At 51.8% G+C, this 12,206-nt stretch carries 9 protein-coding genes and 1 pseudogene; 6 read left to right on the forward strand and 4 right to left on the reverse strand.

Going from position 1 to position 12,206, the window contains the following annotated elements; genetic code table 11:
• Positions 1 to 83 precede the first annotated feature (83 nt).
• Positions 84 to 521: pseudogene (locus NEA10_RS18945) on the reverse strand (GUN4 domain-containing protein); the annotation flags it as partial.
• Positions 522 to 598: 77 nt separating this feature from the next.
• On the reverse strand, positions 599 to 1,090 hold the full coding sequence (locus NEA10_RS18950) for an adenylyltransferase/cytidyltransferase family protein (protein ID WP_252662897.1): 492 nt from the start codon (positions 1,088 to 1,090) through the stop codon (positions 599 to 601).
• Positions 1,091 to 1,396: 306 nt separating this feature from the next.
• Here NEA10_RS18950 and NEA10_RS18955 point away from each other — a divergent pair, with 306 nt between their 5' ends.
• Entirely contained in the window at positions 1,397 to 2,599 is a 1,203-nt protein-coding gene (locus NEA10_RS18955; RefSeq protein WP_252662898.1) for an HhoA/HhoB/HtrA family serine endopeptidase, read from the forward strand.
• Positions 2,600 to 2,606: 7 nt separating this feature from the next.
• On the opposite strand, the gene NEA10_RS18960 is transcribed toward NEA10_RS18955, so the two are convergent.
• Complete coding sequence (locus NEA10_RS18960) at positions 2,607 to 3,818, reverse strand: glycosyltransferase (RefSeq protein WP_252662899.1); 1,212 nt, start codon at positions 3,816 to 3,818, stop codon at positions 2,607 to 2,609.
• Positions 3,819 to 4,147: 329 nt separating this feature from the next.
• On the opposite strand from NEA10_RS18960, the gene hpsL reads away from it, so the two are divergent.
• The 4 genes from hpsL to bioD are packed head-to-tail and all read left to right on the forward strand — an operon-like array spanning position 4,148 to position 8,760.
• Positions 4,148 to 5,815 (forward strand): hormogonium polysaccharide biosynthesis protein HpsL, encoded by a 1,668-nt coding sequence (hpsL, locus tag NEA10_RS18965; protein WP_252662900.1) that lies wholly within the window; start codon positions 4,148 to 4,150, stop codon positions 5,813 to 5,815.
• Complete coding sequence (gene hpsN / locus NEA10_RS18970) at positions 5,815 to 6,825, forward strand: hormogonium polysaccharide biosynthesis glycosyltransferase HpsN (protein ID WP_445164657.1); 1,011 nt, start codon at positions 5,815 to 5,817, stop codon at positions 6,823 to 6,825. The genes hpsL and hpsN overlap by 1 nt, the downstream gene beginning before the upstream one ends.
• Positions 6,826 to 6,862: 37 nt before the next feature.
• On the forward strand, positions 6,863 to 8,038 hold the full coding sequence (gene hpsO, locus NEA10_RS18975; protein ID WP_252662902.1) for a hormogonium polysaccharide biosynthesis glycosyltransferase HpsO: 1,176 nt from the start codon (positions 6,863 to 6,865) through the stop codon (positions 8,036 to 8,038).
• 23 nt (positions 8,039 to 8,061) lie between these two features.
• Positions 8,062 to 8,760 carry a dethiobiotin synthase gene (gene bioD / locus NEA10_RS18980; RefSeq protein WP_252662903.1) on the forward strand — a complete coding sequence of 233 codons (699 nt, stop codon included), beginning with the start codon at positions 8,062 to 8,064 and terminating at the stop codon, positions 8,758 to 8,760.
• On the opposite strand, the gene argZ is transcribed toward bioD, so the two are convergent.
• Complete coding sequence (argZ, locus tag NEA10_RS18985; RefSeq protein WP_252662904.1) at positions 8,757 to 10,862, reverse strand: bifunctional arginine dihydrolase/ornithine cyclodeaminase; 2,106 nt, start codon at positions 10,860 to 10,862, stop codon at positions 8,757 to 8,759. The genes bioD and argZ overlap by 4 nt on opposite strands.
• Before the next feature lie 216 nt (positions 10,863 to 11,078).
• On the opposite strand from argZ, the gene NEA10_RS18990 reads away from it, so the two are divergent.
• Positions 11,079 to 12,167, forward strand: a complete 1,089-nt coding sequence (locus NEA10_RS18990) for an NAD(P)/FAD-dependent oxidoreductase (RefSeq protein ID WP_252662905.1) — start codon at positions 11,079 to 11,081, stop codon at positions 12,165 to 12,167.
• Positions 12,168 to 12,206 lie beyond the last annotated feature (39 nt).

The following is a 12,206-nucleotide window of genomic DNA, read 5'->3' on the forward strand; positions in this document are numbered from 1 at the left end:
GTTGGCATCATCATGGCGCCAGAGGCCATTCCAAAATCGCGATCGCCTTGAAGGGGACGAGACGCAACCTCAAAACGGAGGCGTTAACGAAAAGCGGGATGGTTAAATAGTGCGGCTAACACCCGCACTCCACGCAGTTGATTTGATAGTGGTAGATGCCCCTTCGGTGCGCTGAGGTCCCAAGTAAAGCCTTGGGGGTAACGAGTCCAACTGTTACCCTCTTTCCAGCCCATTTTGGGCCAGAGTTTGTCCCAGTCTTGCTTGACGCTTAGCCAGAGTTGGCGTTGCACCGAAAACCCGAATTTTCCCTGAGAATAGGCAACCCAGAGACGGTCAATGGTCTGTAGGTCAGTCGTGGGAATCAGGCTCACCTCCGTAAAGTAGAGCCATTGTCGGGCTATTGCTCCTTCTCCGGCCAGTTGACAGAGGAGTTCCCGTGTTAGGCGATCAGCCTCCTCAAACGTTTCTTGGGCCAACAGTTCTTTCAGCGGCGTATAGTCAAGATTGCAATCGGAGTCTAAAGACATATCCTGGGCAAGGGTCGGATCAATCATCATGGTCTGGCATTAAGTATCACAGGGACGTCCTGTTGTCCTTTCTATTTTCCCAGAATACGACGGATGATGTGACTGGTGGATTGAGGAACCTCAATTTCAATCAAATGAATTTCTCCTCCGTAGGCGTGGACGGTTGGGGCTTCTGGTAGGGTATCGGGACGATAATCGCCTCCTTTGACGTAAATGTCCGGTTGTAGGACTTTAATCGCCTCAATCGCGGTGCTTTCCGGAAAAATGAAGACGCCATCGACGGGTTTGAGGGCGGCCAGCACTTCGGCGCGCTGGCGATCAGGAAGAATGGGACGGGGAGGTTCTCCAGCCGAGGCGGGTTTAATCTGGGCAACGGAGTGATCACTATTAACACCCACTACTAGAGCATTTCCTAGGGTTTTGGCGGCCTGTAAATAGCGCACGTGCCCGCAATGTAAAAGGTCAAAGCAGCCATTGGTAAACACGAGGGGTCGCCAGCGATCGCCCTCCCTCTGGACTTGCTCTCGTAACTCATCAAGGGAGTAAAGGCCCTGAGTTAACATAAGCTGTCATCAAATTTACTAAATCAACTAAACTGAAGATGCAACCTGATGTGTCACACAAGTGAGATCGAAGTGTCACACGAGCGTCACATCAACCACTTATAGTAATCTACAAGCCAGTCCAAGCATGATGGGTCAGTTCCTCAAATTCCCTCACTCCTCACACCAGTTACAAGGCTTGGACTGGCTTTCCTCTTGTCACAATGCCGTGAGTCTTCATACGATACCATGCGAACCCCCTCTCAAGGTTACGACACTGATGATCCCAAGGGACGGCCACCGGAGTCCCCACGTCCGAGGTTCCCAATGCTTTCCTATGTTGTGGTCTTCTTGGTTGGGGGGGCTGTGGCTTGGGGCGCGGCGGAGACGTTTTCCGCCAACTCTCCCGCTGGTTCTGACTCGGCGACGACTTCTGAGTCCCAGGCACAGGTTCCCCTTAGTCGTCTCGAATCTGAATCCCTGATGCCCGGGACGGACGGGGCGCAGATCTCTCCTCCGAGTAATTTTGTGGCGGATGTGGTGACTCGGGTGGGTCCTGCCGTGGTGCGCATTGATGCGGAGCGTACGGTGGCAGCGCGATCGCTCCCGCCGGAATTTGATAATCCGATGTTTCGCCAGTTTTTCGGTTTTCGGATGCCAGATGCTGAGCAAGAGCGGGTTCAGCAAGGCTCTGGCTCAGGGTTTATTCTCAGTTCTGATGGCAAAATTGTCACCAATGCTCACGTGATTGATGGGGCTGATTCGGTGACGGTGACGTTGCGGGATGGCCGCAGTTTAGAGGGGCGCGTGTTAGGGGCTGACCCCGTCACGGATGTGGCGGTGGTACAGATTGAGGCGGAGAATCTGCCGGCGGTTCGTCTACGGGATAGTGAGGGCTTACAACCCGGTGAATGGGCGATCGCCATTGGTAACCCCTTAGGACTCGATAATACGGTCACAACGGGAATTATTAGTGCCATCGGTCGCTCTAGCCGCGAGGTGGGTGTTGCGGATAAGCGGGTTGATTTTATTCAGACGGATGCGGCCATTAACCCCGGGAACTCGGGAGGGCCCCTGTTAGACCAAGAGGGTCAGGTTGTGGGGATGAATACGGCCATCATCCAAAATGCCCAGGGGTTGGGATTTGCGATTCCCATCAACACGGTGGCACGGATTGCAGAGGAGTTAATTGAACATGGACGGGTGGATCATCCCTTTTTGGGCATCCAAATGGTAACCCTCTCGCCTCAGGTGAAGGAGCAAGTGAACCGTGACTCGAATCAGAGACTGACCCTGGAGGACGATGAAGGGGTGTTAATTGTACAGGTCATGCCCGGTTCTCCGGCGGCTGAGGGAGGATTGCAGCCAGGAGATGTGATTGTTGCCATTGAGGGAGAGTCGGTCACCTCAGCGGAGCAGGTTCAACAGGCTGTCTCCCAGGTTCGGGTGGGCGAGAGCCTGGAGATTGAGGTCTCTCGCAATGGCAGCCGAGAAACCCGCTCAGTGCAAACGGGGATCTTGGGCAATTAGGGGGGGATTAGGGATCGCTGACGTCGGTGACTCGCCAACTCAGTTTCAGGTTGATGCTGAAGTTCCAAAGGGTCACCAGGGCGATCGCCAAGAGTTTCGCCAAATACTCGTTCACCCCCAACAGGTTAAAGAGGAGATTCACAATCAGCACATTAAGGATTAATCCTGCGAGACAGACCATATTAAATTTGAGTAAGCGTTTGACTCGCTTACGCCATCCCTGTTGTTGACGAGACAAATCTGAGAATGTCCAAATGTCATTCCAGTAAAAGTTATTTAAAATAGCCACTTCCGCCGACAAAATGGCGCTACGAGTCAGTCCTAACTGCCACTGCTCTCGCAGAACATAGAAAACAGCTAAATCGATAAATACTCCACTGAGTCCCACGACCCCAAAGCGTAGGAATCGCTGTACCGGCAATAAATCTAAGCGCAGTTTCCATAAATGCTGGAGATATTCCCAATACTGTTTCCAGGTCACTTTGCTTTCGCCCTGTTCCCGTTCCTGGAAGACATATCCCACTTCCCCAATCCAAGAGATGTCCCCCCGGCCGAGGACTTCAATCAGGATTTTATAGCCAACGGGATCGAGAAAACGCTCAGAAATGGCGGCCCGTCGGACGAGAAAAAATCCACTCATTGGGTCCGAGACACGGCCCACCACCCCCGGAAGAAGGACCAGTCCCAACAGTTGCGCCCCCCGTGAGAGGAGGCGTCGCCGCAGACTCCAATCACTCACCCCCCCACCATCGACGTGACGGCTTGCTAGGGCTAAGTCGGCTCCCCGTTCGATTTGTTGCCAGAGTTGTTCGAGGACTTCCGGCGGATGTTGTAAGTCCGCATCAATCACTCCGAGAATTTGTCCCCGGGCCCGTTGCCAGCCACAAATCACGGCTGTGGACAGTCCTCGTTCTCCTTGACGACGCAGAGCACGAACCTGGGGATAGCTGTCTGCTAAGTCTTGGGCCAGTTCCCAGGTGCGATCGGGGCTATCGTCGTCCACGATAATCAGCTCATAGTCATGACCGAGGAGGCGATCGAGGAGTTGACTGAGACGTTCAATTAGGCTTCTCAGGTTATGTCGCTCATTATAGGTGGGAATGACTAGGGAGAATTGTAGGGGAGCGGGGCTAGATGACGACCGCCCTCCCTCCAAATGCCCCCGGCGTTGGGGAATTTCAGAAATTAGACCTGGCAAAGATGGTTTAGACACAGACATGAAACATCGGCAAGGGAAAAAAGATATCCCTCATACTAAACGCTCGCGGTTCCTCACGGTCGGAGAAGTTGGATAAAATCGGGCGATCTAGCCCCCTCGCTGTTCTACTTTAGGTCTGACAGTCTCTCTGGTAGAAGGCTATATTATAAGGGGTCTCAGGTAACTGGGAAGATGACATCTCTTGCATCTCCCGGCTGTTTTAAACTCAGATCTCTGACCGACAGGGTCAAGATATCCCTGATACAGGCAAAAAACTGAGATACATATTTGGGTGCTGACTATCCTCCATAGGTCTTGAGGAATGCTCTAACATCACACAAGTTTGGACAATGCCAAAAACCAAATCAAAGAAAAAAGGTCAACAGACAGCTCGCCCTGATGAGCCAGTCCTCAGTAAAAAAGAGTTGGCGGCTCAGAAGCGAAAGGACACCAAAGAGCGAAAAGCCTTTATTCAGACGGTTCTTACTTCTGGAGGAGTTGGGGCCGTTGTCGCAATTGCCCTATTCTTCATCGCCAACCCTATCCTCGCTCTGGCCGGTGGAGGGGGAACGACTGTATTATGGGTTTCGTTTAAGTATCCTTACCTTGCGTTATGGTTGTTTGTGATTTATATGCCATTTGCGGGAACGGTTACCTACTGGATCGCCGGTGGAAATCCTATTTTTCAGCTCGCTAAGGATGGATTTGCAATTCCCGCTATCATTGCTATATTTTTAGATTTAAAAAAAAGAGGTGAGCCGTTACTGATGCCCAAAAGCCTTAAAAATCCCCTATGGATTTTAGTGGCATCTGTATCGATTACTATGTTAACGATCAACCTACCGATGCAGTTTGCTAGTGGCAATCCTCCCAGGAATCCTACAGCCCCTACTCCGCCTGAAGGACAGTTTTTCTTCCAGGGTATTTTGGGAATCAAAGTCTTGTTAGGGTATCTCCCTCTCATTACTTGTACTTATCATATGATTCGAAATAAAAAGAGTTTTTTGCTGTTTACTCGTCTCCATGTTATTTTGGCAATTATTTGCTGTGGTTTGGGACTGATTCAATATATGATGTTATTGACTGGAATTTGCCAAGGCACAGATCACTTAACTGGGGTAGCGTTGTTTCAGGCTACCTTAGATTATAAATGTTTTGTAGGGGGCTCGTTGGTGTATAGTCCATCTCAAAGTATGATTCGTTTACCGGGCACGTTTGTTGCCCCTTGGCAATGGGCTTGGTTTTTAATTAGCAATGCATTTCTTACCTTTGCTTCAGCATTTAGTGACCCATCTCTAATCTGGCAGCTTGTTAGCTTTCTAGGGATGGCATTGGTTTTTGTAAATGCAGTCATTTCAGGACAACGAATTGCGTTGCTATTAGTTCCTGTTATTATTATTATTATGTTAATTGTGACGGGACAACTCAAAAAGCCATCTCGCTTCATTCCCATTGTTGGAGGTTTAGGGCTGCTGATCGTGCTAGGTTTTACTCTCTTCCCCGATGTGATTCAGGAACGAATCGATAGTACCATTGACCGTTGGAATGCCTCACCTCCCACTGATTTTATTTCTGAGCAGGCAGAAAATTCATCTGGCAGTCAGCGGCCGTTCGGACATGGGGCGGGGCGGGCGACCAACTCAACCCGTATGTTTGCCGATACTCGACTGATTGAAACCTATTATCCTAAGCTGCTCTATGAAATTGGTACGTTCGGAACGCTGTCGTTTTTAGGCTTGGTGACATCGATTACCGTAGCTACCTTTAAGATCTGGCGATCGCTCAAAGACAAGATTTGGCGGAGTTATGCAGCCTCCTTCTGGGTGTTCATTTTCTTTATCAGCTATCAAACTTACTACTATCCCCTAGACGTAGACCCAGTGGCTGTATATTACTGGATGGTTGTAGGATTGGTGCTACGGCTGCCCGATATTGAACGGGAGGATTTGGAGGAGCGAGCGGCTCTAGGGCTAGATGAGGAAGAAAATGCTAAGACTAAAAAGAAGAAGCGGAAATAATGACAAGGAGTAGCCGAACTGTGACCCCTCTATCTATCTCTGTGGTAATTCCCACCTTTCGCCGGGAAGCGGCACTCCGGGACACCATCGCTGATGTCCTCAAACAAGAGTATCCCCAGTTTGAGGTGATTGTTGTGGATCAAACGGCGGACCATGAGCCGGAAACCGATCGCTATCTGCAAGATCTCAGCGATGGGGGTAAAATTGCCTGGTATCGGGTGAACTGGGCCAGTCTCCCAGGGGCCCGCAACTATGCGGTCCGACGGGCCACGGGGGATATCATCGTGTTTATCGATGATGATGTGCAACTTGAACCCCATTATCTGGAAACTCATGCTCGCAATTATCGCGATCGCCCCGAAGTCGGTGCGGTAGCTGGCCGAGTCTTCGATCGCATGAAACTGGCTGACTCCGGTGGGGCCCTGAAAATTGAAGACTTACCCCCAGAAGCCATGGACCCGGGCATTGCTTGGTATCATATCGATTTAGTGCATACCATCAAACCCCAACAAGTCCTATCAGCTCGGGGTTGTAATATGTCCTTCCGCCGGGAGTTATTCGACAAGTTCGGGTTGCACTTTGACGAACGCTACCGGGGAAGTGCGGTTCGGGAAGAGTCCGATTTTTGTTTGCAGTTCCGTAAAACGAACCGGCAGATTTGGTACGATCCAGACGCCTCCTTAATTCATCTGGGGGAAGAAACCGGGGGCTGTCATGATATTGGCACGAAATCCGTTCAGTACCAAATCACCTTTTATCACAATCACTTCTTCCTGGGTCTTCATAATTTAACCCTGGGCCAATGCCTACGCTTTTTTGCTAAACTGTTTGACTGCCATGTGTTGGGTCATCCCCCTTGTAATAAAAGTGGTTCACCTCTCAAAATTGTGGTCCGTTTCGGCTTTTATAAGCTGGGACTGCTTAAAGCGATGAAAACCTGGGTGCAGTCTCTCTGGGATGATGGACAAATTTATAGCCGTCAAGATGAGTTGTATCAACTGCCTCGCTAAACAGAAGTATTAAGAGAAATCGGTTATTTTCAAACTCATGAAAATTTTAGTTGCCAGTCATACCTACATTGTTGACCTAAACCGGGAAAAATTACGGGAGTTAGCCCGTTTAGAACCGGGAACTGAGGTGACGGTTGTGGTTCCTAAACGCTGGAAACCGGGAGGAGTCCAGAAAAAGCTGATTGAAAGCCAGCCCGTTGATGAAGGAGATTTTCGAGTTGTTCCTATCTCTAATTTTAGTCAAAATCAACAAGGTCTATTGACCTTTGGCTGGGATTTGGTTTCACTCCTCCGTGAGTTTCGTCCAGATATTATTCAAGTTGAACAGGGGGCGAAAGCCTTGGGATATGCTCAGTTTATTACCCTAAATCGACTTTTGAAACTCAAGGCAAAAAATGTTTTTTTCACGTGGTGGAACTTGCCCTATGAGGTCAAATTTCCTCTATCCGTCTTGGAGCGGTATAACTTAACGCATACCGACGGGGTGGTGGTGGGAAACCAAGATGGGGCTAATATTCTCCGAGACCATGACTATGACGGGGCCATGACGGTTCTGCCACAACTTGGGGTCGATGAGACGCTATTTTGTCCTCAGAATGTTTTGGATTTGCGCGAGGAACTGGGAATCCCCCCGCAGGAGTTTGTGGTGGGATTTGTGGGGCGCTTTGTGGAAGAAAAAGGCTTACTGACTTTGGCCAAAGCCTTAGAGGGATTGGGCGATCGCCCCTGGCGTTGGCTTCTTCTAGGACGGGGGCCCCTGCGGGAACAGCTAGAGTCCTGGGCCCAGGACCAAGGGTTGACGGAGAAACTCACCTTTGTTGAGAGTGTCCCCCATGACCAGGTCTGTCGCTATATTAATCTCCTGGATACCTTAGTCTTACCCTCGGAAACCACCTATCAGTTTAAAACCCTCTCATCGGTGGGCTGGAAAGAACAGTTTGGCCATGTGCTGATTGAGGCGATGGCTTGTCGAGTTCCGGTGATTGGTTCCGATTCGGGGGAAATTCCCCATGTGATTGGTGAGAGTGGTTTGGTGTTTGCGGAAGGGAATGCGGAGGAACTGCGGGATTGTCTGCTAAGGTTGATGGAAAACCCAGAGTTGGCCGGGGAACTGGCTCAACGGGGCTATCACCGGGCCTTAGCTGACTATACCAATCGGGCGATCGCCCAGAAGCAGTTGGCCTTTTATCAGCAGCTCCTGACTCATCATTAATCATCACCCATCACTCAGCAGATATGACAACCTTGGCGATCGCCGGAACCGATACCGATACGGGTAAAACTATCCTCACCGGGGCCCTCTTTGCCTATACTCAGCAGTATCTCCCCCAACTCTCCGTGGGGTTAATGAAGCCGATTCAGTCCGGGGTGGGCGATCGCGAGTGGTTTCAAGAACGATTTGAGCTGAATCAATCCCCCCAATCCCTCAATCCTCAGTTTTTCAACGCTCCCCTGGCCCCTCCTCTCGCGGCGGAACAAGAAGGACGCGAGATTGAGTTAGCCCCAGTCTGGCGGGAACTCCAGGAGTTGCGTAACAGCCGCGATTTGCTCTTGGTGGAGTTTTTGGGCGGTTTAGGCTCACCCGTAACCCGGGAGCTAACCGTGGCGGATTTAGCCCGGGATTGGCGACTTCCGACTCTCTTGGTGGTTCCCGTGAAACTGGGGGCGATCGCCCAAGCGGTGGCCAATGTGGCTCTGGCTCGTCAGATGAAGGTGAATCTCTTGGGGATGGTCCTCAATTGCGTAGAACCCCGTTCTCCAGAAGAGATTGCGCAATGGACTCCCCAGGATTTAATCGAGTCGCTCACCCAGTTACCGGTGTTAGGCTGTATTCCCCATCTATCTGATAGTAGAGACAGCCAAAAACTGGCAGCCGTCGCCGCCAGTTTAGATTTAGAGAGGATTCTTGGTCCCCGAGCGAGAACGGTGGCTTAAGCGTTGACTAACGGACTGGTGAGTTGAGCTAACTGCTTCACCAACAGACTCAGGAACAGGCCCACATCCGTCACTACCCCAGTCGATTCGACGGAACCGCGATCGCTGAGTTTGGTCACCACCGCCGGATTAATATCCACACAAACCATCTTCACCCCAGAAGGCGTCATATTCCCCACCCCAATTGAATGCAGCATCGTGGAGAGCATGAGAATCATATCCGACCCACGCACCAACTCAGCATAGCGTTCCTGGGCGCGAATCAAGTCCATTTCCGTGTCCGGTAGGGGACCATCATCGCGGATAGAACCGGCTAAGACGAAGGGAACATCGTTTTTAACACATTCATACATGACCCCATGGGTGACCACCCCAGCCTCAACGGCTTGAGCGATACTGCCATGACGGCGAATGGTATTAATCACGTTAAGGTGATGACGATGACCCCCGCGAACGGCGACCCCCCGTTTCATATCTACCCCGAGGGAGGTTCCCAGACAAGACTGTTCCATATCATGGACGGCGATGGCATTTCCTCCCAGAAGGCCCTGGACATAGCCTTCACGAATGAGCCAGGAGAGATGTTCAGCCCCCCCAGTATGGATCACCACGGGGCCAGCGGTGATGACCACTTTACCACCGCGATCGCGAATCCGTCGTAATTCCCAGGCCACTTGTTCCACCACCAGTTCAACCCGCCGCTCACTGGAGACACCGGCTGACATAAAGCCAAATTCCTGGGTTCCCCGTTTTTCCCGAGACTCGGGTTTACGGACGGTGCGGATGCCGGAAACCCCCACAACCACTTTCTCGTGGGTTTCTAAGTCCCGCAGGATTTTACATTCAGCGACAATCCCGTCTGGGGTTTCTTTGACGGCAATTGCTCCATCCATCCGTTGTTTACCCACACGAATCCACTCGCCGTTAATGCGAATTTCTGTGGGATAAATGGTGGTGACATAGAAGTCATCGGGGGCGACACCGGCTTGACTGACGGGTTCGAGCTGAGCGTCCCCTTGATCGTCGGGGAGGGAAACGGCCCCCAACTCAATCAGTTGTGCGAGAATTTCCTCCATCATGTCGTTGGAGGGAGCGGAAATATGAACGTCGGCGGTTGAGGTACTTTGACGCTGTTCCCCGAGGTTGAAGTTGCGGACTTGGAAACTGCCACCCCCTTCGACGACGAGATCTAAGGCTCGGTTAATAATACCGGCATCGAGGAGATGGCCCTTGAGGGTGATGGTGGTAGACACCACTGAGTCCACCGCGTGAACGTTGGGCATCACCGGCTCGGTGGTGCGTAGGGTGAGGCATTTGGCGGCTCCACCGGCTTTGAGAAATTCACTGAGGGGGGTTTGGATGACTTGGAATCCGGCTTCAGTCAAACGGCGGCTGAGGTCGTCGCTGACTTGGTTCATGACCACGACATCGCCGACGTTGACGGCGTTACAGGCAAAGTTCCCGGCATCGTCATCGTTGACGACAATGCGTTTTTCTGGGGGAACCCGCATTTCGATGAGGCGGTTGGAGTAGAAGTCGAAGGCGGGGGGGTAGTAGAGGAGGTAGCCGTTGCTGAGGGGACAGAAGCAGGTGTCGAGGTGATAGAAACGACTATCGACGAGTTGTAGGGAGATGACTTCGATGTCGAGCCATTTGGCTAGGTAGGGATGGGAGTCGAGTTCGGAGCGAAATCCGTATCCTGCCCAGAGCCAGCGGCCTTCGCGATCGAGGAGTGCGTCGCCGGCTCCTTCAAAGGGTAGGTCTTTGGGGAGTTCGTAGACGGTGAAGCCGTTATCTTCAAACCATTTTTTGAAGTGGGGTTCTTCTCCCTGACGTTCGGGATGGTAAAAACGACTTAAGACGACGTTATCGCCGAGGACTAGCCCCGCATTGGCGGTGAAGACCATGTCGGGTACGCCTTTTTGGGGTTCGACGAGATCGACGACGGCATGATCTTTGAGAATTTTATGGAGTCGTTCCCACTGGGTTTCGGCGCGATCGCGGGAGGAACGATGGATGTTTCCTTCCATCCAAGGGTTAATCACGTAGTCCACATCGTAGTGATGAGGCGGACACATAAGGATATGAGTGGATGCGGTCATAGGGGGTAAAACCTTTGAGGAGCGATGTAACGCACAATGGACTACTGCTGGTGCAGCCAATTGCTCATTGTATTACAGTCCTGAACCTGGTCAAAAAAATCTTCTCTTCGTGGGCGATGGGGGTGAGAATCTCCTGGGGGAGCAGTTGCCAGTTGGGTTTGGCTCTTTTAGGCTAACTCTTATCAGAATTTCTTGAAAAAATGAGGATTTGTTGACATGACTCAGGTTTTGATTGTGGGGGGCGGTGTGGTTGGGGCGGCGATCGCCTATGAGTTGAGCTTGGTTCCTGGACTGGAGGTGATTCTGTGCGATCGCGATCGCTTGGGCCAGGGGTCAACGGGGGCGGCGTTGGGGGTGTTAATGGGGGCAATTAGTCAGAAAAAAGCCAAAAGTCGGGCTTGGAAACTCCGCGAACAGAGTTTGCAACGCTATTTGACTTTAATTCCTGAGTTAGAGGCAAAACTGGACTGTTATTTGCCCCGCAATGATGAGGGGATTTTGAAACTCTGTTCCCTGGAGGAAAATTGGTCAAAATGGCAAGGTTTAGCCCAAATCCGTCAAGAACAGGGGTTTCCTCTGGAGTTGTGGTCCCTGGATGAGCTTGGCCGTCGCTTCCCTCAGTTGGGCAGGGAGGGGGTGTCTGGGGCGGTCTTTTCGGGGTGCGATCGCCAAATTCAACCCCGTCCCCTGACGGAGGCCCTACTGGCGGCGGCTCAGGTGCAGGGGGCCCAGGTCAACTGGCAGACGGAGGTTATTAATATAGAGACGACCCGGGAAGACCCTCGCCGCTGTGAGCGGGTCATGACTCAAACGGGTGAGTGCTATGAACCGGATTGGTTGGTGATTGCAGCGGGGTTGGGGACAACGTTGTTGACGCAACAGCTTCAGAGGGCGATCGCCGTGGGCCCAGTCTTAGGCCAAGCGGTGCGATATCGTCTCCCTCACCTCTTTCCTGAGAAATTTCCGGTGGTGACTGGGGGAGATGTGCATGTGGTTCCCCTTTCGGAGTCTGACTGTTGGGTGGGTGCAACGGTAGAGTTTCCCGATGGAGAGGGAGCGGTGAGTGCCGATGAGACGCTGTTAGAGGAGGTGAAAGAGGCGGCGATCGCCCTCTATCCCCCATTAGCGGAGGCTGAGGTGATCGAAAAATGGTCTGGCCGACGACCCCGTCCCCAAGAACGCAGCGCCCCAGTCATCGGCAGATTAGAGAATTATGAGAATGTGTTACTCGCCACCGGTCATTATCGTAACGGTGTATTACTCGCCCCGGCCACGGCGATCGCTATCCGTGATTTGATTTCATGAGTTTGGTACAGTTTAACAACAGCCTCTTGCCCAAATGAT

Source organism: Phormidium yuhuli AB48 (genome assembly GCF_023983615.1).
In the GTDB taxonomy this organism is placed as follows: domain Bacteria; phylum Cyanobacteriota; class Cyanobacteriia; order Cyanobacteriales; family Geitlerinemataceae; genus Sodalinema; species Sodalinema yuhuli.

Coding starts and splice junctions, on each gene's coding strand:
- NEA10_RS18950 (WP_252662897.1), bottom strand. CDS start 1,090: ATGTTAACTCAGGGCCTTTACTCCCTTGATGAGTTACGAGAGCAAGTC.
- NEA10_RS18955 (WP_252662898.1), top strand. CDS start 1,397: ATGCTTTCCTATGTTGTGGTCTTCTTGGTTGGGGGGGCTGTGGCTTGG.
- NEA10_RS18960 (WP_252662899.1), bottom strand. CDS start 3,818: ATGTCTGTGTCTAAACCATCTTTGCCAGGTCTAATTTCTGAAATTCCC.
- hpsL (WP_252662900.1), top strand. CDS start 4,148: ATGCCAAAAACCAAATCAAAGAAAAAAGGTCAACAGACAGCTCGCCCT.
- hpsN (WP_445164657.1), top strand. CDS start 5,815: ATGACAAGGAGTAGCCGAACTGTGACCCCTCTATCTATCTCTGTGGTA.
- hpsO (WP_252662902.1), top strand. CDS start 6,863: ATGAAAATTTTAGTTGCCAGTCATACCTACATTGTTGACCTAAACCGG.
- bioD (WP_252662903.1), top strand. CDS start 8,062: ATGACAACCTTGGCGATCGCCGGAACCGATACCGATACGGGTAAAACT.
- argZ (WP_252662904.1), bottom strand. CDS start 10,862: ATGACCGCATCCACTCATATCCTTATGTGTCCGCCTCATCACTACGAT.
- NEA10_RS18990 (WP_252662905.1), top strand. CDS start 11,079: ATGACTCAGGTTTTGATTGTGGGGGGCGGTGTGGTTGGGGCGGCGATC.